Source organism: Pseudarthrobacter sp. TE9888 (assembly GCF_056279345.1).
Window position 1 is genome coordinate 1,475,008 of record NZ_JBWBRD010000002.1, and the last position, 22,685, is coordinate 1,497,692.

At 66.1% G+C, this 22,685-nt stretch carries 19 protein-coding genes and 1 pseudogene; 9 read left to right on the forward strand and 11 right to left on the reverse strand.

The annotated features are described in order from the left end of the window. Window positions 1–85 precede the first annotated feature (85 nt). Window positions 86–1,237, forward strand: a complete 1,152-nt coding sequence (locus tag ACZ9J7_RS07455) for a GGDEF domain-containing protein (protein WP_476211814.1) — start codon at window positions 86–88, stop codon at window positions 1,235–1,237. 36 nt (window positions 1,238–1,273) lie between these two features. Here the strand turns inward: ACZ9J7_RS07455 and ACZ9J7_RS07460 are convergent, their stop codons facing one another. The 7 genes from ACZ9J7_RS07460 to ACZ9J7_RS07490 are packed head-to-tail and all read right to left on the reverse strand — an operon-like array spanning window position 1,274 to window position 8,512. Continuing rightward, window positions 1,274–2,389: a Gfo/Idh/MocA family protein gene (locus ACZ9J7_RS07460; protein ID WP_476208283.1), complete on the reverse strand. Its 1,116-nt coding sequence runs from the start codon at window positions 2,387–2,389 to the stop codon at window positions 1,274–1,276. Beyond that, a complete protein-coding gene (locus ACZ9J7_RS07465) occupies window positions 2,374–3,072 on the reverse strand; it encodes a ThuA domain-containing protein (RefSeq protein ID WP_476208284.1) in 699 nt (232 codons plus the stop codon). The genes ACZ9J7_RS07460 and ACZ9J7_RS07465 overlap by 16 nt, the downstream gene beginning before the upstream one ends. Before the next feature lie 47 nt (window positions 3,073–3,119). Then, window positions 3,120–4,124 carry a sugar phosphate isomerase/epimerase family protein gene (locus ACZ9J7_RS07470; protein ID WP_476208285.1) on the reverse strand — a complete coding sequence of 335 codons (1,005 nt, stop codon included), beginning with the start codon at window positions 4,122–4,124 and terminating at the stop codon, window positions 3,120–3,122. A gap of 53 nt (window positions 4,125–4,177) precedes the next feature. Further along, entirely contained in the window at window positions 4,178–5,368 is a 1,191-nt protein-coding gene (locus ACZ9J7_RS07475; RefSeq protein WP_476208286.1) for a Gfo/Idh/MocA family protein, read from the reverse strand. Window positions 5,369–5,381: 13 nt separating this feature from the next. After that, the gene (locus tag ACZ9J7_RS07480; protein WP_476208287.1) at window positions 5,382–6,284 is read right to left on the reverse strand and encodes a carbohydrate ABC transporter permease; all 903 of its coding nucleotides are present in this window, start codon (window positions 6,282–6,284) and stop codon (window positions 5,382–5,384) included. After that, entirely contained in the window at window positions 6,284–7,186 is a 903-nt protein-coding gene (locus ACZ9J7_RS07485) for a carbohydrate ABC transporter permease (protein WP_476208288.1), read from the reverse strand. The genes ACZ9J7_RS07480 and ACZ9J7_RS07485 overlap by 1 nt, the downstream gene beginning before the upstream one ends. Window positions 7,187–7,192: 6 nt before the next feature. Beyond that, a complete protein-coding gene (locus tag ACZ9J7_RS07490; RefSeq protein ID WP_476208289.1) occupies window positions 7,193–8,512 on the reverse strand; it encodes an extracellular solute-binding protein in 1,320 nt (439 codons plus the stop codon). Window positions 8,513–8,808: 296 nt separating this feature from the next. On the opposite strand from ACZ9J7_RS07490, the gene ACZ9J7_RS07495 reads away from it, so the two are divergent. Then, on the forward strand, window positions 8,809–9,849 hold the full coding sequence (locus ACZ9J7_RS07495; RefSeq protein ID WP_476208290.1) for a LacI family DNA-binding transcriptional regulator: 1,041 nt from the start codon (window positions 8,809–8,811) through the stop codon (window positions 9,847–9,849). 25 nt (window positions 9,850–9,874) lie between these two features. Here ACZ9J7_RS07495 and ACZ9J7_RS07500 read toward each other — a convergent pair whose 3' ends face one another. Next, complete coding sequence (locus tag ACZ9J7_RS07500; protein ID WP_476208292.1) at window positions 9,875–10,984, reverse strand: LacI family DNA-binding transcriptional regulator; 1,110 nt, start codon at window positions 10,982–10,984, stop codon at window positions 9,875–9,877. Between the two features lie 173 nt (window positions 10,985–11,157). On the opposite strand from ACZ9J7_RS07500, the gene ACZ9J7_RS07505 reads away from it, so the two are divergent. From ACZ9J7_RS07505 to ACZ9J7_RS07525, 5 genes are all read left to right on the forward strand, one after another. Beyond that, window positions 11,158–12,021 carry an ABC transporter substrate-binding protein gene (locus tag ACZ9J7_RS07505; protein WP_476208294.1) on the forward strand — a complete coding sequence of 288 codons (864 nt, stop codon included), beginning with the start codon at window positions 11,158–11,160 and terminating at the stop codon, window positions 12,019–12,021. Between the two features lie 97 nt (window positions 12,022–12,118). Next, entirely contained in the window at window positions 12,119–12,907 is a 789-nt protein-coding gene (locus tag ACZ9J7_RS07510; protein WP_476208296.1) for an amino acid ABC transporter permease, read from the forward strand. After that, window positions 12,904–13,686 carry an amino acid ABC transporter ATP-binding protein gene (locus ACZ9J7_RS07515; RefSeq protein ID WP_275181364.1) on the forward strand — a complete coding sequence of 261 codons (783 nt, stop codon included), beginning with the start codon at window positions 12,904–12,906 and terminating at the stop codon, window positions 13,684–13,686. The genes ACZ9J7_RS07510 and ACZ9J7_RS07515 overlap by 4 nt, the downstream gene beginning before the upstream one ends. After that, a complete protein-coding gene (locus ACZ9J7_RS07520) occupies window positions 13,686–14,729 on the forward strand; it encodes a Gfo/Idh/MocA family protein (protein WP_476208298.1) in 1,044 nt (347 codons plus the stop codon). The genes ACZ9J7_RS07515 and ACZ9J7_RS07520 overlap by 1 nt, the downstream gene beginning before the upstream one ends. 75 nt (window positions 14,730–14,804) lie before the next feature. Then, window positions 14,805–15,926, forward strand: a complete 1,122-nt coding sequence (locus tag ACZ9J7_RS07525; RefSeq protein ID WP_476208300.1) for an NAD(P)/FAD-dependent oxidoreductase — start codon at window positions 14,805–14,807, stop codon at window positions 15,924–15,926. Window positions 15,927–15,987: 61 nt separating this feature from the next. Here ACZ9J7_RS07525 and ACZ9J7_RS07530 read toward each other — a convergent pair whose 3' ends face one another. Next, on the reverse strand, window positions 15,988–17,487 hold the full coding sequence (locus tag ACZ9J7_RS07530; protein ID WP_476208302.1) for a SulP family inorganic anion transporter: 1,500 nt from the start codon (window positions 17,485–17,487) through the stop codon (window positions 15,988–15,990). Between the two features lie 180 nt (window positions 17,488–17,667). Here ACZ9J7_RS07530 and ACZ9J7_RS07535 point away from each other — a divergent pair, with 180 nt between their 5' ends. Together ACZ9J7_RS07535 and mptB are read left to right on the forward strand one after the other, a co-directional pair. Continuing rightward, on the forward strand, window positions 17,668–18,069 hold the full coding sequence (locus tag ACZ9J7_RS07535; protein ID WP_476211815.1) for a MerR family transcriptional regulator: 402 nt from the start codon (window positions 17,668–17,670) through the stop codon (window positions 18,067–18,069). Window positions 18,070–18,218: 149 nt separating this feature from the next. After that, window positions 18,219–19,845, forward strand: a pseudogene (gene mptB, locus ACZ9J7_RS07540) (polyprenol phosphomannose-dependent alpha 1,6 mannosyltransferase MptB). A 21-nt stretch (window positions 19,846–19,866) separates the two neighbouring features. Here the strand turns inward: mptB and ACZ9J7_RS07545 are convergent. Then, window positions 19,867–21,123 carry a glycosyltransferase 87 family protein gene (locus ACZ9J7_RS07545; protein WP_476208303.1) on the reverse strand — a complete coding sequence of 419 codons (1,257 nt, stop codon included), beginning with the start codon at window positions 21,121–21,123 and terminating at the stop codon, window positions 19,867–19,869. A 28-nt stretch (window positions 21,124–21,151) separates the two neighbouring features. Continuing rightward, complete coding sequence (locus tag ACZ9J7_RS07550) at window positions 21,152–22,495, reverse strand: glycosyltransferase family 87 protein (protein ID WP_476208305.1); 1,344 nt, start codon at window positions 22,493–22,495, stop codon at window positions 21,152–21,154. Between the last annotated feature and the right edge of the window lie 190 nt (window positions 22,496–22,685).

Sequence of the window (22,685 nt, forward strand, 5' to 3'; positions counted from 1 at the left end):
GATGTGCAGGAGCTTCTGCGATGTCAGGGTGGAATGCAATACTGTCGTGAGCAGCATTCGCCGCGTTTGGGGGGACTTCTGGCACATGGTTCTGGATACGGCAACCCTGCGCATCGCTTTCGGCCTGATGGCCCTGGTGCTGGTGGTCCTGTTCTACTTCTCCGCTTACCGGGTGACGCGCTCGCCGTACAGCGCCTGGTGGTGCGCAGCCCTGCTGTTCTTCCTGTCCGGATCGGGTTGCTTCCTCCTGGACGGCACGTCCCACCAGGTGTGGGCCAACCCGGTGGGAAACACCCTGCTGGTCCACGGCGGGGTCGCGGTGTGGGCCGGAGCCCGTTCGCTGCGGACGGTGCGGCCGCCCAAATGGGCCTTCACCGGTATCCCCCTGGTAACCTTGGTTGCCTCCCTGCTGGACCATCCCGCCACCAACACCTGGTCCGGCGGCCCGGTGTTCCTCGCCGCGATGAGCCTGACCATCGGAATGGCTTCGCGGGAGCTGTGGCGGCTTGAACCCGGCTACTCGCGGGTGCGCATCCCCATGGCCGTGGCCGCAGGCGGCTTGTCCGTTTTCTACTTCTTCCGCTGGCTGGCGTTCCTGGTGGAAGGCCCGAACGGTCCCGTTTTCATCACTGTCTTCGGATCAGCAGTCACCACCATGGTCACCATGGTGCTGCTGGTGGTGGTGTCGTTCAGTATGGCGGCGTTGAGCAGCGAGCAGCAGACGCGCGCGCTGCGGGTGGTGGCTTCCCGGGACGACCTCACCGGGCTGTTGAACCGGAAGGCCTTCATGGACCTTGCGGCGGAGCAGTTGGCCGACCGGAGCATCACGGGCGGCTCCGGGGCCCTGATCCTTGCCGACCTCGACCACTTCAAGGCAGTCAACGATACCCATGGCCATGCCGCCGGGGACCTGGCGCTGCAGGCCTTCGCCGGCGCCTGCGTTGCCACGGTCCGCTCCACCGACCTGATCGGCAGGTATGGCGGGGAAGAGTTCGTCATCCTGGTTCCAGGGGCAAGCGCCGAACGCGCGGAAACCATTGCGGAAGAGATCAGCAGGCGGCTGGCCGGCGCCAAGACACTGAACGGGATGGAGATGCCCACCGCCAGTTACGGTATTTCCACGTACGACGGCGGGACCTCCGACGTTGATGACCTCGTGGCCTCCGCGGATGCCGCGTTATACAGGGCCAAGTCCCTGGGCCGGAACCGCGCCGCCCGCAGCGACGAGCTGCTCTAGGCGGGCTGCGTCTGCGGCACGGTTCCGGACACCCGCCTACTTGGGCTGGAGTGCTTCCGCCCGCTCAGCCAGGACCGTAAGCTCCACGCGGTCAGGGCGGTCGACGGTGCTCTGGATGGCCACCGACGTGCCCTTGTGCGCGGACTCCAGCACGGATTCCATGACCTCCAGGGCGTGGTAGGCCAGGGCGCCGCCGGCACGGGGTTCCCTGCCCTCCGGCGTGGCGGCGAGATCCGCGATGCCGAACCCGCGGCCGGAATCAACATAGCCGGCGGACACCGGAAGGGTTTCCCAGTCCTCGGCGCCGAGCGAAAACAGCTGGACGTCCCCGTCGAAGTGGTTGGGGTCCGGTACCACCAGGGAGCCGCGCTCACCGTGGATCTCGATATTGGGCGATTTGGACTTCACGGCGTCAAAACTCATGAAGAGCGTGGACAGCGCCCCGGAGGCGTGGACCAGGACGCCGGTGACGTGGGAGTCGATGGTCACGGGGACTTTTTCGCCCTGCCGGGGTCCGGATCCGATGGTTCGCTCGTTCCGGGTGTGGCTGGCGGCGCCCATCACCGACACCACCGGGCCCAGCAGCGTTACGAGTGCCGTGACGTAGTACGGACCCATGTCCAGGAGGGGGCCGCCGCCGGGCTGGTAGTAGAAGTCCGGGTTGGGATGCCAGCGTTCATGGCCCGGGGTGGCCATGGTGGCAGACGCCGAGATGGGGGCACCGATCAGGCCGTCATCGATGGCCTTGCGGGCGGTCTGGATCCCCGTGCCCAGCACGGTGTCAGGCGCACAGCCGACGACGACGCCCGCCTCCCGCGCCGCGTCCAGCACCCGGCGGGCTTCTTCCGTGGTGGCAGCGAGGGGCTTTTCACCATAGACGCTCTTCCCGGCGGCAATTGCCTTCAGGGCAACGTCCGCGTGGGCGGCCGGGATGGTGAGGTTCAGGACCAGGTCCACGTCCGGTGCGGTGAGCAGGTCCTCCACGGACAGGGCGCGGACGCCGTCGTAATCATCCGCAACTGCCTGGGCACGTGCCGGGTCCAGGTCCGCAACGGCCACCAGCTGGACCTGGTCCAGCCGGCGGAAGTTGGCGAGGTACTGCGCGATGATGGCTCCGCAGCCAACGATTCCGACGTTCAACGGCTTGCCCACAGCAGGCCCCTTTCGATGATGGTGCGAACGTTCTGGTCCTGGAGGATTTCCACGCGGTGCCCTGGAGTGGATACGAAAATCCGGCCCTTGCCCCATTGGCGGGTCCAGATGGCGGGGGATGTCACTTCGCGGTTCCAGGGGTCCCACTCGCGGACTTTCTGGGTGGTGGTGGCCAGGACGTCCACATAGTCGTCAGAGAGGACCCAGTACTGTTCGGTGACCAGGTCAAAGTCCTTGATGCCCCTGGTGATGGGGTGGTCCGCGGCGGCCGGCAGCATGTTGACGGTATAGGGCACGTAGTTGTCCGACTGCTCGCCGGTGCACTCGTCCGGGTGCTTGCCGGGGTGGCAGGCGAACTGGCCGCCGATCAGGTGCAGGTAGTCGGAGGTGTTCCGGTAGGAATCGGCGATCCCGCCGTGCCAGCCGGCCAGGCCTGTGCCGTTCTCCACGGCCGCCCGCAGCCCGGCGAACTCGTCTTTTTCGATGGTGCTCATGGTCATGCACTGCATGATCAGGTCCACTCCTGCCATGTATTCGGCGTCGGCGTAGACCTTGGGGGATTCCTCCACGCGGACGTCGTAGCCGTGGTCCTTGAGGTAGGGAATGAAGAGCTCCGTGGCCTCGTACGGCTGGTGGCCGTCCCAGCCGCCGCGGACGACCAGCGCATTCTTGCGTTCTGTCATTGAAGTTTCCTTTGTCTGGCTGCCGGCTTTTGCCGGCAGGGCGTGGGTCAGTGGCTGGCGAAGGCGGCGTCGAAGGCCGCTGCCGGCGGGGCAATCCGGGCCAGGTCCTGGACCATGGCCAGCGCCTGGGGGGCGCCGATGAGCCGGTCCATGCCGGCGTCCTCCCATTCGATGCTCGTGGGGCCTTCGTAGCCGATGGCGTTCAGGGTCCGGAAGATCCTGTTCCACGGGACGTCCCCGTGCCCCGCGGTGACGAAGTCCCAGCCGCGCCGGGGGTCAGCCCAGGCAAGGTGCGAGCCCAGGCGTCCGTTGCGGCCATCGAGTTGGCGGACGGACTCCTTGACGTGGACATGGAAAATCCTGTCCGCGAAGTCCTGCAGGAACATCACGGGGTCAAGGTCCTGCCAGATGAAGTGCGATGGATCGAAGTTCAGGCCGAAGTTCTCCCGGTGGCCGATCGCCTCGAGGGTTCGCTTGGCGGTCCAGTAGTCGTAGGCAATTTCTGAGGGGTGGACTTCCAGGGCGAACCGGACGCCCTCCTCGTCGAACACATCGAGGATGGGGTTCCAGCGGTCCGCGAAGTCCTGGTATCCGGCGTCGATCATGTCCTGGGAGGCGGGCGGGAACATGGCCACCGCCTTCCAGATGGAGGAGCCGGTGAACCCGGTGACGGTCTTGGCGCCGAGGCGGGCAGCAGCGCGGGCGGTGTCCTTCATGGCTTCCGCTGCCCGGCGGCGGACTCCTTCGGGCTGGCCGTCACCCCAGACTTCGGCGGACAGGATGCCCTGGTGGCGCTCGTCGATGGGATCGTCACACACGGCCTGGCCGGTCAGGTGGTTGGCGATGGCGAATACCTGCAGGTTGTTCTTCTCGAGGATGTCCAGCCGGCCCTGGAGGTAGTTGTCGTCTTCGGCCGCCCGGCGCGGATCCAGGTGGTCGCCCCAGCAGGCGATCTCCAGCCCGTCAAAGCCCCACTCGCCCGCGAGCCGCGCCACTTCCTCGAAGGGCAGGTCGGCCCACTGGCCGGTGAACAGCGTGATTGGTCGTGTCATGTGTGTTTCCTTGAATCGTTTGAAGCTGGTTGTTCCATGGGCCGAACCGCTGCCTAGACCTTTTGCCACTGGCTGGAATTTGCGGCGCTCGACTCCACGGCCGCCAGGACCCGCTGCACCTGCAGGGCGTCCGCGAAGGACGGCTCGGGCTGGCGGCCTTCGCCGATGGCCGTGACCAGGTCCACCACCTGGTGGGTGAAACCGTGTTCATACCCCAGGCCATGGCCGGTGGGCCACCAGTTTCCGGCGTAGGGGTGCTCGGGCTCGGTGACGAAGATCTTCCGGAAGCCGGCGTCGGGGGATTCGGCGGCGTCGTAGAAGGAGAGGGCGTTCATGTCCTCGAAGTCGAAGGCAAGGGAACCCTTGGTGCCGTTGACCTCCAGCCGCATGGCGTTTTTCCTGCCCAGGGCGTAGCGCGTGGCTTCAAAGACGCCCACGGCACCTGCTGAGGTGCCGCCGTCGAACCTTGCGCTGAAGATCGCCGCATCATCCACGGTGACCTTCCCACGCGGGGCGTCGCTGCTGAGGTCGCCGTGCCCGCCGAGTCCCACCAGGTCGCCGGCCAGCGGGCGTTCCTGCACGAAGGTCTCCAGCAGGGCCGAGACCCCGCTGATGTTCAGGCCCGTTACCCACTGCGCGGCGTCGATGCTGTGTGCTCCGATGTCACCCAGGGAGCCGGAGCCTGACTTCGCCTTGTCCAGCCGCCACGTCATGGGGGCGTTGGCGTCGGTGAGCCAGTCCTGCAGGTACTGGGCCCTGACATGGCGGATCTCGCCGAGCCGGCCCTGGTCCACGAACCGCTTGGCCAACGCCAGGGCCGGCGTGCGGCGGTAGCTGAAGCCGCACATGGAGAGGACGCCGTTCTTGGCGGCGGTCTCCGCGGCAAGCGTCATCCTTTCGGCTTCCTCCACGGAGTTGGCCAACGGCTTCTCGCACAGCACGTGCTTTCCGGCTTCAAGGGCGGCGATGGCAATTCCGGCGTGGGTGTTGCCGGGAGTGCAGATATCGATGAGGTCGATGTCGTCGCGCTCGATCAGGCGGCGCCAGTCCGTCTCAACCGATTCCCAGCCGAGCTTGTCCGCTGCGGCGCGGACGCCGTCGGCATTCCTGCCCGCCACCGCGGCCAGCCGTGGCTGCAGGGGCAGGTCGAAAAACCGCGGCGCGGTGCGCCAGGCGTGGGAGTGGGCTGCACCCATGAAGGCATAGCCCACCATGCCGACCCGCAAGGGTTGTGCGGTGGTCATGGAGGAGTCCTTTCTACTTGCTGAAGCCGGCCGTCAGGCCGCTCAACAGTTGACGGCGGGCGACGACGTACACCACCAGCAGGGGGAGGGTCGCCAGGACGACGGAGGCGAGAATGGCGGGGATGTTCACGCTGAACTCACCCTGGAAGGTCCACAGGGACAGCGGCAGGACCCTGGTTGCCGGGCTCTGCGTCAGGATCAGCGGGAAGAGGAAACCGTTCCAGACGTGCAGGGCGTTGTAGATACCGACGGTGATGACCGCCGGCTTGGTCATGGGGAGGGCGAGGCGCCACATCATGGCCCAGTCGGAACAGCCGTCCAGGCGCATCGATTCGAAAAGCTCATTGGGGACATCGCGCATGAAGTTGGACAGGATGAGGACGCTGACCGGGATGGCAAATGCCACGGACGGAAGGATCAGTGCCAGCAAGGTGTCATACATGTGCGCCCGGGTGATCATCCAGTAGATGGGGATGATGGTGGCGTGCAGGGGGATGGCAAGGCCAAGGAGGAACAGGTTGTTCGTCAGGCTCAGGAACCGGCCCTTGCCGCGGACTATTGCATACGCGGCCATGAAGGACACCAGCAGGGCAGGCAGGACCGTGCCCAGGGTGACGATCAGGCTGTTGGTGAAGTACCTGACGAAGTTGTTCTCCAGGACCAGCTTGTAGTTGTCCAGGGTGGGGTCCGTTGCCGGGAGCATGGGGTTGGAGGTGAAGAAGCCAGCCTGGTTCTTGAAGCTGGTGATCACCACGTAATAGATGGGGACGATGATGATGGCCAGCCAAAGCCAGCCGCCCAGGCCGCCAAGGAGGTTTGGCCGGAGCCGCCCGGGTCCCTTGGTGCGGGTAACCGGTGCTGCGGTGATGCTGCCCGCCGGGGCCGGTGGGACGGGAAGTTGTGTTGTGGAGGCCATCAGGCACCTTCCAATTGGCTTGCGTTGCGGTTTTTGCCGCCCAACCGCTGGAGGATGAGCGCCAGGCCCAGTCCGATGACGACGAGAATGACTCCCAGGGCGCTCGCGGCGCCCATGTCGTTGGCCTTGAAACCCGTCAGATACATGTGCAGCGGTAGCAGCCGCGTGCTGTAGCCGGGACCGCCCCCGGTGAGCACGAAGATGAGGTCGAAGTAGGCGAGGCTGCCCACCACCATCAGGGTGGAGGACGTGATGATCGTGTACTTAAGCTGGGGCAGGGTGATGTTCCAGAACTGGCGGAAGCGTCCCGCGCCGTCGATTTCGGCGGCCTCGTACAGCGACGTGGGGATCTGGCGGACGCCGCCCTGGTAAATCAGCGTGTGGAAGGGAACGAACTGCCACGCAATCACGAAGACCACCACGAACAGGACCAAATCCGAGTTGCCAAGCCAGTCCTGGGCAAGGATGGGCAGGTTGAATCCGGGGCCCAGGCCGAAGTTGGGATCGAGCAGGGCCTTGAAGGCGATGGCAACGGCGGCGGACGAAAGCAGCAACGGCAGGAAATAGAGCACGGCGAGGGCGGCGCGGTACTTCTGGCCGCCGGCCGTGAACACGCCCAGCAGCAGGCTGATGGGCGCCTGGACGATGAACGAGAAGAACATGATCTTCGCGGTGACCACCAGGGCGTTGCCGGTGACCGGATCCGTGAGGACCGTGGTCCAGCTGGACAGGCCGTCCAGCTTGATCTCGCCCAAACCGTTCCAGCTGGTGAAGCTGAGGAAGACGACGCCGATCAGCGGGACGACAGCGAACGCCAGGAAGAAGACCAGGGCCGGGACTGCGAGCCACCCCGAGGGGCCCGCGTCGCGGACCCCCCGGTTGGCGGAACCAAGAGCCGTCATGGTCCCTTACTTTCCGATCGTGGCGTTCATGGTGCTGATGAACTGGTCAGGGCTGATCTTCTTGAGGAAGATCTGGTCCAGGTTGGACAGCATGGCGTCACCCTGCGCGGGGCTGAGGGCCTGGTCCCAGGAGAGGGTGAAGCTGGGGGCGTTCTTGGCCAGGCCGTAGACGAAGGTCAGGAAGTCCTTGTCGGGTGAGGCGGCCAGTTTGTCTTCGATTCCCTTGACTACCGGGACGGCGCCGGAGCTTATCAAGGCATCTGTGTTGGCATCGGTGAACATGCCGTCCTTGACGTAGTCCAGGGCCGCCTTCTTCTGGGCATCGGTCGCCTTGGCGGAGATGGACCAGAAGTTGGAGGGGTTGCCCACGACGTTCGTCGGGTCACCCTTGCCGCCCGAAACGGTGGGGAAGGTGGTGTACCCCAGCTTTCCACTCTTGACGAAGTCGGCGGCGTCCTTCTTCATGCCCTGGTAGATCCAGCCGCCCTGCAGGATCATGGCGGCCTTGCCGGTGTACATCAGGGCCTGGTCTGCGTTGCTGTCCGCCGCAACGGATGAGAAGCCGTTGATGAACCCGCCGGCGTCGGCCAGGTCCTGGATCTTGGTCAGCGCCTCTTTGACGGCGGGGTCGGACCAGGCTCCGGGCTTGTTGGCTGCGATGTTGGCGAAGACTTCGGGGCCGCCAATGCGCTCCACCAGGTACTCAAGCCACATCAGGTCCGGCCACTTGGACTGGCCGCCCAGCGAGAACGGGGCAACACCGGCCGCCTTGAACTTCGGCACCAGGGCCATCAGCTCATCCCAGGTCTTCGGGGGCTGGGCTCCCACCTTGTCGAAGACGTCTTTGTTGAAGTAGAGGACAACCGGCTGGACGTTGTTGTTCGGCAGTGCGTAGGTCTTGCCGTTCACTTCACCGTTCTTCAGCACTGAGGGAAGGTAGCGGTCCTTGACCTGCGGGTTGTCCTTGATGAAGGTGGACAGGTCGTCAACCTGGCTGGCGTCGACGTACGACTTCAGGACTCCGCCGCCCCAGCCATAGATGAAGGTGGGGCCTTCGCCGGCGCCGACGGCGGTGCGGACTTTGGTCTTGTAGGCGTCGTTGGCGAAGAAATCCAGCTTGATGGACTTGTCCGGGTTGGCCTGGTTCCAGTCATCCACCGACTTCTGGAGCACCGGCTGGTTGCCGCCGGTGAGTCCCCACATGGTGGCCGAATCGCTGCTGACGTTTGAGCCGGCAGGACCTGACGAACCGCAGGCAGCGAGGCTGACTGCCAGTCCTGCTGCGGAAATTGCCAACGCTGCCGAGCGCAACTTTCGAATCTTCATTTCGCTTCCGTTCATCCTCCGGGCTCAACGCTGGGTCCCGGTAACGTGTGAAGCAGGCGTTTGCCTCGGCTCCGAGGCGGATGGCCCGCGTCAATTCGGTCAGTGGTCGTACCGCGCGGCTTTCGAAAGTTTTCGAAACTTTGCGAGCGGTGGTGCCAATCTAGCCGTGAGCCGGGTCACAGTCAAGGGTTGGCCGTGATGGTCTCGACCGTTCCTTGTCGGTAGTCAGTTGACGCCCTGATGAAACGCGGGCAAGATGGCCGTAAGCGAAATGTTTCGAAAGAGTGGATGAGCCAGTGGCGAAGACTGCACGGCCGGCAAAGACAACCCTGGCAGCTGTTGCCTTGCAGGCGGGGGTTTCCACCCCCACAGTGTCCAAGGTGGTCAACGGCCGCGAAGATGTTGCGCCGGAGACCCGGGCCCGTATCCTGGCCGCCTTGGAGCAGGCGGGGTATCAATCACCCGTGCAGCGCCGTTCCGTGACGAGGACCAGCGCCGTGATCGAGGTGGTGGTGGACGTCCTGACCTCGGCTTACACCACCGAGGTCCTGGACGGGATCCTGCAGTTCGCCGCTGCCGAGGATGTCGAGGTCCTGGTAAGCGTCACCGGGCCGTCGACCCCTACGGTGCAGACCGCGGAGCGCCGCGCGCAGCGGATGGTCGACGAAGGCAGGGCCGGAATGATCGTGGTGACCTCGGCATTCAGCGAGGCGCAGATGCATGCTTTCCGGCGTCGCCGGATCCCTGTGGTGGTGATCGATCCGCTCAACCCGCCTCCCGCGGACGTGGTCAGCGTCGGCGCCACCAACTGGGCCGGCGGCAAGGCCGCCACCGAACACCTGCTGGAACTGGGCCACCGGCGCATTGCCTACATCGGCGGTATTGAGCGGGCCGAGTGCAACCAGGCGCGGCTCCACGGCTACATGGCTGCCCTCGCAGCCCATGGCCTCTCCGTGGATCCGCAGTACATCATTTCCGGCGGCAGGTTCCGCCGGGACAGCGGGGTGTCCGGGATGAAGGCGCTGCTTGGCCTCGAGAAGCGCCCCACGGCCATCTTTGCCGGAAGCGACAGCATCGCCTTGGGCGTGCTCAGCGAGGCGGCGCATTGCGGCTTGAAGGTTCCCGGGGACATCAGCCTCGTCGGTTTCGACGGCACAATCCAGGGCGAGGAATCCGTGCCGGCGCTCACGTCGGTGGCGCAGCCCCTCGAGGAGATGGGGCGGGCTGCCCTCAGGTCACTCCTGCGCCAGGCGCGCGGCGAGGTCCTGGATTCCCACCGCGTGGAACTTGCCACGCATGTGATTGTCCGCGAATCCACGGCCGCTCCCGCCACCTGAGTGCAGGGGCGGGGCGCCCGGGGCGTCAGGCGGGCTTTCCCGCCAGCTGTTCTCGGCCAGGTTTCCCGGTGGTGGCCGGGCGCGGCCCCACTGACCCACGCCGCACCAGGGTTGCCGTGAACTGTGCGGGAGCGGCGGGCGGGAGCCCCTCCATTTGCCGGATCAGCGCCTTCGCTGCCGCCACTCCCATGTTGTAGACGGGCTGGGCGATGACCGTGAGGGGCGGGGTGGTCAGCCTGGTCCACGCAAAGTCGTCGTACATCAGGAATGAAACATCCGCTGGAATGGACAGACCCAGTTCCTGGATCGCTTCCACAACGCTGAGGGCGATGAGGCCGTCGGACGCCACCACGGCCGTGGCTCGGTCCAGCCCCCTGAGCACTTCCCGGGTAATGCTGCGGATGGAGTCTTCATCGCCCGCGTTCAGCCGGACCAGGTCCTCCGGAAAAGCCACCCCGGACTCCATGAAGGCCTCCCGCATGCCTTCGATACGGTCGGCAATCTGTGAGGACTCCAGTGTCACCTCCGGGGTGTACGGGGCATTAGTCCTCAACGTGGAAATGAAGGCGATCCGGCGGTGGCCCGCATCCAGCAGGTACCGCGTAGCCTCGCGCGAAATCCGTGCCATGTCCACGGCCATGGTCTCAACCGGCATGTCCCCGGCAGTGCGGTCGATGAAGACCATGGGCCGGCCTGACCGGTGCACCTCCTGGAGGTGTCCGGTGTCCACCGAGGACGCAGGAGCGACGATCAGCCCGTCCACGCGCTTGTCCAGCAGCACCCGCACGGCGTCCACTTCCGCCTCGCGGTCCTCGTCAGTATTGACCAGGATGACGTTGTAGCCGGCCTTCTTTGCCGTGTCCGTGATGCCCCGGGTTGCCAGTCCGAAGTGGGGGTTTTCGATGTCACCCACCACCACGCCGATGGTGTGCGATTTGCCCGTGTTCATGCTGCGCGCAAGCTCATTGGGCCGGTAGGAAAGGGCCTCCGCCGCGGCCTGGACGCGCTCACGGACGTCGTCGCTGACGGCGCCGTAATTGCCCAACGCGCGGGCTGCCTGGGCCTTGGAGACCTGGGCTGCCTTTGCGACGTCTGCAACGGTGACGTCCCGCCGCCGTGCTCCTTCAGCGCTCATCTTCACCTTTCGAAGAGGCTGTTGACGCCCCCTGTGACTTCCGCTACATTTCTATCCATCGATGTGAGTCCGGTCTCAACCCTACGGTGTGAGACCGGACTCAACAAGAGCATCGGCGACTTTCTTCGGCGGCCCTGACAGCACCGCCTCCCTCCCAACGATTGGACAACGCTGTGAAGAAAAAGAACCTCCGCCCGGCTGGAATCGCCGCCGCAGCACTGGCTGCGGTCCTGGCGCTCTCCGGCTGCAGCTCCACCTCCGCCGCTTCCACCACTGAGAACAACCCCTACGGCCTGATCCAGCCGGGCACCATCCGCGTGGCCAGCCTGGGCGACTCCAAGCCGTACACCTTCGCCGACGCGTCCGGTAATTTCACCGGCTTCGACGTCGAACTGTTCAAGGATGTGGCCCACCGGGCCGGTGTGGACAACGTGGTCTTCACCGGACAGGACTTCTCCGGCCTCCTGGCCGCAGTGGCCAACGGGCAGTTCGACGCCGGTGTGGCCGCGATCGGCATCACGGACAAGCGGAAGGAAACCGTGGACTTCTCGGACGGCTACCTGGCCGGTTACCTGACGGTGATCACCACCAAGACGTCGGGCATCACAAGCGCTGAGGGCCTGGCCGGCAAGCGCCTGGGCGTGGTCCAGGGAACCCTGCAGGAAGCGTACGCCGTCAAGAACTTCACCTCGGCCAGCCTGGTCCGCTTCCCGGACAACAACACCGCCATCGCGGCCGTGAACAGCGGCAGCGTGGACGCCCACTTCCTGGATTACGAGGCAGCGAAGGCCTACGAGGACCAGCACGGCCTGGTCAGCGCCGCGGACATCCCGTCCTTCGACGCTCCGGCCGGGTTCGCCGTCGCCAAGGGCAAGACCGCCTTCAAGGAAGCCCTGAACAAGGGCTTGGCCGCCGCCATGGAAGACGGCACCTGGAAGAAGCTCTACCAGAAATGGTTCCCGGGCTCCCCGATGCCCAAGCAGTACCTGCCCAAGGCCGAACAGGCCGACTCCACCTCACCGGCACCCAGCAAGTAGCCCGCGCGCGCAAGCCCTCCGGCTCCACGGCCGGGGCGGGCCCCGCTGGCCGCTGCCCGCCCCGGCACCTCCACCCAATCTACGTCTGAGAGCAACCATGGACTGGTTCAACACCATCATCCGTACTTTCTTCGACTTCGGCGCTATGGCCGAGGTCCTGCCCCAACTGTTGGCGGTCGGCCTGCTGAACACGCTGATCATCTCCATCGCCGCCACCCTCCTTGGCACGGTGCTGGGGATGGTGGTGGCCGTCATGGGCATCTCACCCTCGAAATGGCTGCGGGTTCCGGCCCGGATCTACACGGACCTTTTCCGGGGCCTGCCGGCCATCCTGACCATCCTGCTGATCGGCCAGGGCTTCGCCCGGCTCAGCCAGTCGATCTTCGGGCCGTCCCCCTACCCGCTGGGCATCATCGCGCTGAGCCTGATCGCCAGCGCCTACATCGGGGAGATCTTCCGCGCCGGCATCCTCAGTGTGGACAAGGGCCAGGGCGAGGCCTGCCGCGCCCTGGGGATGAGCTACGCCAAGTCGATGGCCCTGGTGGTGGTGCCCCAGGGCGTACGCCGGGTGCTTCCGGCCCTGGTGAACCAGTTCATCGCGATCGTCAAGGACTCCTCCCTGGTGTACTTCCTGGGCCTGCTGGTCACCGAACGCGAACTCTTCCGCGTGGGCCAGGACGCCGCTGTGCTGTCCGGCAACCTTTCACCCCTGGTCGCGGCGGGCCTGTTCTACCTGGTGATCACCGTCCCGCTGACGCACCTGGTAAACCACTTCGACAACAAGTTCCGCACCGGACGCCGCCGGGCCGCGCCACCCACCAGCGGGCTGAAGGAAGTCAAGGAACTCGACGCGGCCTCGCCGCTCACCACCGGGAGCAACACATGAACACCCCCACGCAAAACACCACCACAGCAGGCCGCATCGGGGCCCCGACCTTCCACGGCTCCAGCCTGGAACTGCACAACGTCACCATGGCCTACGGCGACATCGACGTCCTGCGCAACGTCAGCCTCACGGTCGCCCCCGGAACCACCACCTGCATCATCGGCCCCTCCGGCTCCGGCAAATCCACCCTGCTGCGGGGCATCAACCGCCTCCATGAACCCAAAAGCGGCGACGTGCTGCTCGCCGGCGACAGCACCCTGGGCACCAACCCGGACACCCTGCGCACCCGCATCGGCATGGTCTTCCAGCACTTCAACCTCTTCCCGGACCACACCGCGGAAGAAAACGTTGCCCTGGCCCTCTGGGCCGTCAAGGGCATGCCCAGGGCCCAGGCCATGGATCGCGCCCGCCAACGCCTGGCCGAAGTAGGCCTCGCCGAACGCGCCGACCACCGCCCCCGCGATCTCTCCGGCGGCCAGCAGCAGCGCGTCGCCATTGCCCGCGCCCTGGCCATGGAACCCGAAGTCATGCTCTTCGACGAAGCAACCAGCGCCCTGGACCCTGAGCTGGTCAAGGGCGTCCTGAACCTCATGGCGGGCCTGGGCCGCCGCGGCATGACCATGCTGGTGGTCACCCACGAAATGGGCTTCGCCCGCAAAGTCGCCGACCAGGTGGTCTTCATGGACGAAGGTGAAGTGGTCGAAGCAGGCACTCCCACCCAACTCTTCGACAACCCCCGCAGCGAACGCCTCCAGCGCTTCCTCTCCGAGGTGCTCTGATGGGTACGGTTCCCGCTGCACCCATCCGGACCGCCGTCGTCGGCTTCGGGATCTCCGGAAAGGTCTTCCACGCGCCGCTGATCGCGGCCAACCCGGATTTCTCGCTCGACGTGATCGTGACGGCCCAGCCCGGGCGCGCGGCCGAGACGGCACGCCTCTACCCACGGGCACGGATCATTGGAACTCCGGAAGAGCTGTTCGCCCTGTCCGCGGACCTGGACCTGGTCATCCTGGGCACCCCGCCGCACACCCACTTCGGACTGGCCGCGACGGCCATCGCGCACGGCCTGCACGTAGTGGTGGACAAGCCCTTCGTGCCCACATCCGCCTTGGGTGAGGAACTGATCAGCAGGGCGGACGACGCCGGGGTGCGGCTCACGGTGTTCCAGAACCGCCGGTGGGATGCGGACTTCCTGACCCTCCGGAAGATCCTGGCCTCGGGAGCGCTGGGGCAGGTCAGCAGCTTCGAATCACGGTTCGAATGGTGGCGGCCGGAAGGGTTTGGAAACTGGCGGGACACCGTGTCCCTCTCCGAGGGCGGCGGCATCCTGCACGACCTGGGAGCCCACCTGATCGACCAGGCCGTCCAGTTGTTCGGCCCGGTGGAACGGAGCTACGGCGAGACGGTCAACCGCGGGCCACATCCGGACGCTGCCGACACTGAAGCCTTCGTGTCACTGCTGCACGCCTCCGGAGTCCGTTCCCGGCTGTGGATGAACGGGATGGCCGCCCAGGCGGGCGCCCGTTTCCACCTCCTCGGCTCCGAGGCCGGGTACACCAAGTGGGGTCTTGACGGCCAGGAACCTGCCCTCGCAGCGGGGATGCCGCCGTCGGATCCGGCATATGGCCTCGACCCCCAGGAGTCTTGGGGGCTCCTGGGCATCAATGGTGCAACGTCCCCCGTTCCTGCCGAACGCGGCGCCTACCCGAAGTTTTACGTGCAACTGGCCGCAGCCCTGCGCGGGGAGGGGCCGCTGCCCGTCGACCCCGCCGGCCCCCTCGAAGTACTGAAAGTCATCGAGGGGATCCACGCCCTGGCCTGAGGTTCCCCCCAACTCTTCTCCAGGACGCACCGTTCGCGTCCCTCACCACCCCGAATTCCACAGAAAGGGACACCAATGTCCTCTGTTACAGCTACCAAGCGCGTCGCCATCATCGGCGGCGGCATCCTGGGCGTCTCCACCGCCGTGCACCTGCTCCGCGAAGACGCCTCCGTGATCCTCCTGACCGAGCGCGGCCTGGCCAGCGAAGCCAGCGGCCGTTCCCTGTCCTGGCTCAATTCCGCCGGCGAACGGTCAACCCCCTACCACCAGCTGCGGGTGGCCGGCGTGGACCGCTACCGCACGCTCTTCGCCTCCAACCCCCGACGGGAGTGGCTCCAGTTCGGCGGCGGACTCATGTGGAACGCGGACGGGCAGGCTGAAACGACCGAGGCGCGGCACGCTTACGAGAAGTCCATCGGTTACGACTCCAAACTGCTGGCTCCGGAAGAGATTGCAACAGCCACCCCCGGTATCGATTCCAGTGCCGTGCCGGACAACGCCATCTTCAACCCCGGCGAAGGCTGGGTCAGCCTTCCGGACCTGATCGACTTCCTGATGGAGGAGTTCCACTCCCGTGGCGGCGAACTCGTCCTCAACGCCGGCAAAACCTCCGTCATGGTGGAGGGCGGCCGCACCACCGGCGTAGAGACCTCGTCCGGCGGGACCTACCCGGCCGACGCCGTCCTGGTGGCGTGCGGGGCAGCGACGCCCGCCGTCGTCCAGCCCCTGGGCGTGCACATCCCCAATGGTTCGCCGGTGTCCATGCTGGTGGTGACCAAACAGGTGCAGCACGACGTCACCGCCGTGATGAACACCCCGCGCGCCGCGCTCCGGCCCAACCCCGGCGGCACGTTCGCGCTGGACCACGACTGGTACGAGGAACACATCACCGAGCACGCGGACGGTTCCTTCACCGTCCCGGAGGAAGTAGTGCAGGAACTGGCTGATGAAGCCTCCAGGCTGGTTGCCGGCAACCCGGAACTCAAGCCGGCCTCCTGGAAGATGGGCTACAAGCCGATCCCCGGTGACGGCGAACCCGTCCTGGGCGAAGTCGGCCAGGTGCCGGGCTGCTTCGTTGCCTTCACGCACTCCGGTGCCACCCTGGGCCTTATCGCCGGCGAACTTCTTGCCGGTGAAATCCTGACGGGCCGGAAGCACCCCATGCTGGCGACGTTCCGGCCGGGGCGGTTCTCCTAGGTCATGCGCGAAGGAGCGGGACCGCAGACGTGCGGCCCCGCTCCTGGACGCGCGCCGAAAGTCAGGCGCCCAAATGCCCGGTGAGCCGCCGGTGGAAGCCGGTGCTGCGCTCATCGAGGCCTTCAATGGCCACCGTGGCGCCGTGGTGTCCGTACTTGGTTTCGATGGAGTCCAGGGCGGCCACCGTTGACGCGTCCCAGATCTGGGCGCGGCTAAGATCGATGGTCACCGAGGCGGGATCTTCGCCGTAGGCGAAGTGCTCCACCAGGTCGTTGCTGCTGCCGAAAAACAGCGGCCCCACCACCTCGTAACGCACGCTCCCGCCGTCGTCCGCCAGGTTCCGCTCAACGGTGATGACATGGGCCACCCGGCGCGCAAACAGCACCATCGCCAGGATGACGCCCACCAGTACGCCGTAGGCCAGGTTGCCAGTGAACACCACGACGGCCACCGTGACAGCCATGACGATCGTCTCCGGCAGCGGCATCCTCTTGAGGGTGGCCGGCCTGACGCTGTGCCAGTCCACCGTGGTGACGGCCACGACCATCATGACCGCGGCAAGGGCCACCATGGGGATCTGCCCCATGATCGAGCTCAGCCCCGTCACCAGGGCCAGCAGGAACACCCCGGCCACCACGGTAGAGATGCGGGTGCGCGCCTGCCCGGTCTTCACGTTCAGGACTGTCTGGCCGATCATGGCGCAGCCGGCGATGCCGCCGTAAGAACCGGCGAGGATGTTCGAGACGCCCAGCCCCCACGATTCGCGGCCCTTGTGCGAGGGGGTTTCCGTGATGTCATCGACCAGTTTCGCCGTGAGCAGGGTTTCCATGAGGCCGACGAACGCCACGCTCAGGGCCGTGGGCAGCACCAGCCGGAACGTCTCAACATCAAGCGGAACAAGGAACGGGGTGATTCCCGGCATCTGGCCGGTGAGGGGCCCCTCGTCGGCGACGTTGGGAACAGCAAGGCCCGCAAGGATGGCGATCGCAGTGACGACGACGATGGCCACCAGCGGCGACGGGACCACCTTGGTGAAGCGCGGGAGGATGAAGATGATGGCCAGCGTTACGGCGAACAGGACGTAGGCGAGCCACGGAACATTGAGGACGTGCGGCACCTGCGCCATGAAGATCAGCACACCCAAGGCGTTAACGAACCCGATCATCACCGAGCGCGGGATGAACCGCATCAGGCGGGCAAGGCCGGCCAGGCCAAAGACCACCTGGATGACGCCGGCAAGCAGCACCGTCGGCAGGACGTACTGGACGCCGTGCTCGTGGACCAGCGGAGCAATGACCAGGGCCACCGAGCCCGCGGCGGCCGTCACAACGCCGGGCCGTCCGCCGAGGATGGACATCGCCAGGGCAAGCACGATGGAGGCGACCAGGCTGACCATCGGATCCACCCCGGCCACGATCGAGAACGAAATGACCTCCGGGACCAGGGCGAGGGTGGTGACCATGCCGGCGAGGACCTCGCGGGTCAGCTGCCGCGGAGAGCGGAGCGCGGCCAGGACGGAATTCGGTTGCCGGGCGGGGCGGGGGCGGTCGACGACGGCCAAGGAGCGGCTCCAGGGACTTGGCTCTCAGGAAAGAGCGGGTGGGCAACGTTGTGCGCGCCACGGTGCGCAAGGGTCCAGCCCTGCCATGGAAGACAATTGGGGTGGAGAGAAGGGCCGGTGACTGCCGGCTGCGCATGCAACACTACCCTAACGTAAGGGTTGAGCCGGATTGGTGACGTGATGATGAAAGAAATGACCGCCGAAGAAGTGGTGGCCACAATGCATATCGGCGAACTGGCGGACCGTTCGCAGATGTCCCTGCGCACCATCCGCCACTATGACGAGGTGGGCCTGCTCAAACCGTCCGGCCGCACGGACGGCGGATTCCGCCTCTACACTGAGCGCGATTTCACGCGCCTGCTCCTGATCCGCAGGATGAAGCCGCTCGGATTCACGCTCGAAGCCATGGCCGGGCTCTTGAAGGTCATTGACGCATTGGAAGCTGCCGCGCCCGGCGAGGACGTTACGGACATCAGAACTGAGTTGAACGGGTTCATCGAAGAGGCAGCGCGGCGCCGTGCCAAATTGGAGGAACAACTCGGCATGGCCGATGAGTTCCTGGCGCTGCTGCGTGCACGTTAGGGAACCGGCCGCTGTTGCCAAACTGTGCCTTGCCACCCGGCCATGCCCCCGGGGCAGCAGTAAGCGCGGCTGATAAAATGACCGGGTTGCAGGGCGGCCCATAGAGCCGGTGCAACCAATGCCGTAACAAAGTAGGGGACCACACAATCATGACGGCAGGCGGGTCACACCTTGAGACGTCGGAGAGCAGGCCGGGTAAACCGGTCGACGCCTCCGCGCCCGCCAGGGGCCGCGCCTATCTCGCCACCATCGAAGGCTTCATCGGCGCCCTCATGATGTTTGTCGGCTCCATCGGCACCGGCTGGATCGCCAACGGCTCGCCCATGATCCGCCAGCCGGTGGTGATCGCGCTCCGCACCGAAGGGGTGGGGTGTGGCGGTGTCCACCGTGCTGCTGACGGCCGGTGCCATGCTCCTGATGCGCTCCTGGCTAAGGCTTGGCCAGAGGTTGGGGGACTGGGGGCACTCGTCGCTGCGGTCCGTAGTCATCGCCATTTCGGCCTGGTCACTGCCCCTGCTGTTCTGCGTGCCCGTCTTTTCACGGGACGTCTACGCCTACACCGGCCAAGGCCGCCTGGTCCAGGAGGGCCAGAACCCTTACGAGGTGGGCATCTCCACGCTCAACAACTGGTTTGCCCTGGGCGCCGACCCCGCCTGGGCGGAAAACAGGACCCCCTACGGGCCGTACTTCCTGTGGCTCGCGCGCGCCGTGGTGGGGCTGACCGGTGCCCAGCCCGACGCGTCAGTCCTGCTCTTCAGGCTCCTGGCCGGCGTCGGCGTCCTGCTCTGCGTCATCTACGTGCCCAAGCTGGCCGAACTGCACGGCATCAACGGTGCACGGGCCCTCTGGATCTCCGTGGCCAACCCGCTCTTTCTCATCAGCTTCATCGCCAGCGCCCACAACGACGCACTCATGGTGGGGCTCGCTGTCGCCGGCGTCTACCTGGCCGCCACCCGCCGCTACCTGCTGGGCATCCTCCTGGTCACCGCATCCGTGGGCATCAAGCCCATCACCGTGCTGCTGCTGCCGTTCATCGGTGTCATGTGGGCAGGACCGTCCGCCTCCTGGCCGCGCAAGTTCCTGATGTGGGGAGCGACGGCGGGCATCAGCTTCGGCGTGCTGGCCCTCAGCGGCATTCCCTACAACCTGGGCATCGGCTGGACCTGGGCCATCATGGACCCCACCCCCGGCTACACCGGCTACTCGCCGTCCGGTTTCATCGGCCAGCAGGTGGAGCTGCTCGCCAACGCCCTGGGCCTGCCGGGTGGAACGCTGGCCACCTGGCTAAGGACAGCCATGAAGTGGGCCGCCATCGCCCTGGTCCTGCTGCTGATGTTCCGTGGCGACTACTCCCGTGCGGTGCGCCGGATGGCCCTGGCGTTCACCGCCGTGGTGATGCTCTCACCCATCATCCAGCCCTGGTACATCCTGTGGTTCCTGCCGTTCCTGGCCGTCACCGGCATCCGGGACGACTGGCAGATCCGCTCGCTGTACGTGGGCGTGACGTTCTTCGTGGTGTTCGGCGCGCAGGACCAGCTCTCGGTCTGGTCCTTCGTGGAACTGCCCATCGACGCGTCGTCCCTGGCGTTCTTCACCGCCCTGGCCTTCACGTTCTACCTGCTGGTACTGGACGTCCACACGCGGAAACTGCTCATCGAGGGCAGGCCGCTGGACCTGGGCCGCCGCGGCTGGCAGTGGGCTGTGGAGCGCAGGGCGGCGCGCCGCCGCGCCGCATCCCAGGCCCCCGCCGCCGTCGACCGCTCCGAAAGCCGTTAGCCGGGCGGGCCAAATAAAAAGCTAGGCGCCCGCGGGTACCCGCGTGGACGTCCTGCGGCCCAGTTCCGCCGTGCGTTTCACCGACCACCACAGCAGCACCACCAGGAGTACGTTGCGGGTGGTGAGGATGGCCGCCATGACCGGGTGGGCGTGGATCAGGGGCGTGTAGAACAGCGGGTAGATCACGAACGTGGTGATGGCGATGCCCATCAGCAGGGCCGCGGGCACCTTCCAGCGCTCCCAGTCGTGGGCCAGGCCCGCGATGATCACCGGGGCCAGCCAGATGATGAACTGCGGCGAGCCCACCTTGTTGAAGACGATGAACGCGGTGACCATCATGAGGGAGCCCTCAAGGAACAATTCCTCGCGCTCGGCGCCTCGGCGCATGGCCCGTACCAGCAGGATGGCGGCGGTCACGGCGGCGAGGACCAGGAGCGGCTGCATTAGGAACGCTGCGGTACTGGCTCCGGGGCCGTAGACCTCGGTGGAGTTGATGGCCGTGTTGTCCGCCATCTTGGAACCGGCGATGTGGAAGACGCTCAGCCAGACCCACGGTGTGGAGAAGGTGGCCTCGAGCTGCATGCCGCGTTCGCCCTGGTTGAGCAGGAAGTCCATGATGTGCGGCAGCCCGCCGGTCAGCCAGGTCCCCAGTCCAACGACGGCGGTCACGGCGGCGCCGGCGAGGACCACCTGGACGCGCTTGTGGCTGGCGATGACGATGGGTACGAGCACGGCTGCGGGCCACACTTTGATCCACGTGGCGATGCTGAGCAGGATGCCCGCCACCACGGGCCGTTCGGCGGCGTAGAGCAGCGCGATCAGCACGATGGGTGCGGTGATGCCTTCCACCCGGGCGAAGCTCAGGTAGCCCATGAAGACGGTGAAGAACAGCCACCACCACGCCGGGGCCACGCCGGTCACCTTCCGCGGGCCGCGGGTCAGGTAGAGCAGGCCGACGGCGTTGAGTGCCGTGATGATCAGGAACCACACCAGCAGGTAGAGGGCCGGCCCGGCGATGTTCGCCAAGAAGATGGGGATCTGCGCCAGCACGGGGTAGACCCAGGGGCTGATCTTCCCGGTCAGGTCCGACGGGTTGTACCCGGCCGTGGCCCACTGCCGGTACTGCTCGGTGTCGCTGAACGTATCGCCGTTCAGGAAGAAGGACGCCATCCAGCCCAGGAAGTACAGGTGGACGACGGCGAAGCCCCACCACACGCTGGACGGCCGGGCGAACCAGTCCACTACTTTGGCCGGCAGGACCTTGCTGCGGACCGTCACCAAACGGTCAAAGAACCTTGTGGAAATCTTAGGTCTCCTTGAGCGCGGGGGCAGGTGCGGCGGTCTTCTTGCCCAGCGAATACAGGCGCCGGACGCTCCACAGGAACAGGACCACCACCAGGAGGTTGCGGATGGTCAGCACCAGCGCCATCCACGGGTTGTTGTGGCTGAGGGCGTCGTAGAAGAGAGGGTAGATGAAGTAGGTGGCCACGGCGATGGCGATCAGCATCAGTGCCGGGACGCGCCATTCGCGCCAGCTGTGCGCCAGGCCGACGGCGACGGCGGGGCCCAGCCACACCATGAACTGGGGCGAGCCCACCTTGTTGAACACTACGAAGGCGGCGGCCAGGGCGAGGGCGCCGGCGAGGAGCAGCTCGGTCCGGTCCACGCCGCCGGCCACCTTGTGCTGCTTGCCGTTGTGGAGGGCCCAGAAGGCCAGGCCAGCCACCAGCAGGGCTGCCAGGACCAGGAGCGGCTGCATCAGTACGGACATGGTGGCGGTGCCGGGGCCGTCCACCTGCATGGAGTTGATGTCCGTGTTCATGTACATGCGGGAGCCGCCCACGTTCAGGACGGAAAGCCACAGCCACGGGGTGGTGAAGGTGGCCTCGAGCTGCATGCCGCGGTCGCCCTGCTGGGTAAGGAAGTTCAGGAGCTTGGGGACGCTGCCCAGGGCTGCTGCCAGCGCAACGACGCCTGCCGTAGTCGCGATTCCTGCCAGTACCACCAGCAGGCGATTCTTCACGACGGCGAAGAGGGCCAGCATGATGGCCGCCGGCCAGACCTTCACCCAGGTGCCGATGGCCAGCAGGACCGAGGCGATGAACGGGCGCTGGACGCCGTATGCCAGGGCCACGAGGACCAGCGGGGCGGTGAGGCCGTCAACGCGGGCGAATCCCAGCCAGCCCATGAGGAAGGTAAAGGCGAGCCACCACCAGCCGGCGGGGATGGCGTTGGTGTTCCGCCCCCGCTCCGTGAGTTTCAGCAGTGCCCAGCCGTTGAGGAGCGTTGTCATGAGGACCCAGAGGAAGAAAAACGGTCCAGGACCTGCGAGGCCCGCGACGGCCATGGGGATCAGGGCCAGGATGGGGTAGACCCAGGGGCTGGGGCCGCCCGTCAGGTTCGCCTCGTTGAAGCCGGCCATGGCCCAGTCGCGGTAAATGAAGGTGTCGCTGAAGGCCTCGCCGCGCAGGGAGAGCGAAGCGGCGAACACCAGGAAGACCAAATGGACCACGATGAAGCCGCCCAGCAGTCCACGCCCGGAATTCAGTGCGCTCCGCACGGGAGTGGGGAGGATGACGTTGCGGATCCTGGTCAGATTGCCGAAGAGAGCGTCGGTGGAAATGGCGGAATCCTTGTCAGGTCGTTGCACAGTCAGCGGTCGCGCAATAAGGGCTCGGGTGGGCCGCGGGGCGGGTTTCAAAGGCAGCTGGAAGCTTCGAAAACCGGCTCCCACTCCCTTCCAACTCTAATTGACGGCGCCCTGCGGCCAGTAATTGTCAGGACAAATGGTGGTGCCCAAGGCGCTGACCTGCGTCATTTATCTAAAGTTGCTGGCACAT

Bases quoted from the DNA above. Each gene is read 5' to 3' on its own strand.
- ACZ9J7_RS07455 (WP_476211814.1), top strand. From the start codon at position 86: ATGGTTCTGGATACGGCAACCCTGCGCATCGCTTTCGGCCTGATGGCC.
- ACZ9J7_RS07465 (WP_476208284.1), bottom strand. From the start codon at position 3,072: ATGACAGAACGCAAGAATGCGCTGGTCGTCCGCGGCGGCTGGGACGGC.
- ACZ9J7_RS07470 (WP_476208285.1), bottom strand. From the start codon at position 4,124: ATGACACGACCAATCACGCTGTTCACCGGCCAGTGGGCCGACCTGCCC.
- ACZ9J7_RS07475 (WP_476208286.1), bottom strand. From the start codon at position 5,368: ATGACCACCGCACAACCCTTGCGGGTCGGCATGGTGGGCTATGCCTTC.
- ACZ9J7_RS07480 (WP_476208287.1), bottom strand. From the start codon at position 6,284: ATGGCCTCCACAACACAACTTCCCGTCCCACCGGCCCCGGCGGGCAGC.
- ACZ9J7_RS07485 (WP_476208288.1), bottom strand. From the start codon at position 7,186: ATGACGGCTCTTGGTTCCGCCAACCGGGGGGTCCGCGACGCGGGCCCC.
- ACZ9J7_RS07490 (WP_476208289.1), bottom strand. From the start codon at position 8,512: ATGAAGATTCGAAAGTTGCGCTCGGCAGCGTTGGCAATTTCCGCAGCA.
- ACZ9J7_RS07500 (WP_476208292.1), bottom strand. From the start codon at position 10,984: ATGAGCGCTGAAGGAGCACGGCGGCGGGACGTCACCGTTGCAGACGTC.
- ACZ9J7_RS07510 (WP_476208296.1), top strand. From the start codon at position 12,119: ATGGACTGGTTCAACACCATCATCCGTACTTTCTTCGACTTCGGCGCT.
- ACZ9J7_RS07515 (WP_275181364.1), top strand. From the start codon at position 12,904: ATGAACACCCCCACGCAAAACACCACCACAGCAGGCCGCATCGGGGCC.
- ACZ9J7_RS07520 (WP_476208298.1), top strand. From the start codon at position 13,686: ATGGGTACGGTTCCCGCTGCACCCATCCGGACCGCCGTCGTCGGCTTC.
- ACZ9J7_RS07525 (WP_476208300.1), top strand. From the start codon at position 14,805: ATGTCCTCTGTTACAGCTACCAAGCGCGTCGCCATCATCGGCGGCGGC.
- ACZ9J7_RS07535 (WP_476211815.1), top strand. From the start codon at position 17,668: ATGATGAAAGAAATGACCGCCGAAGAAGTGGTGGCCACAATGCATATC.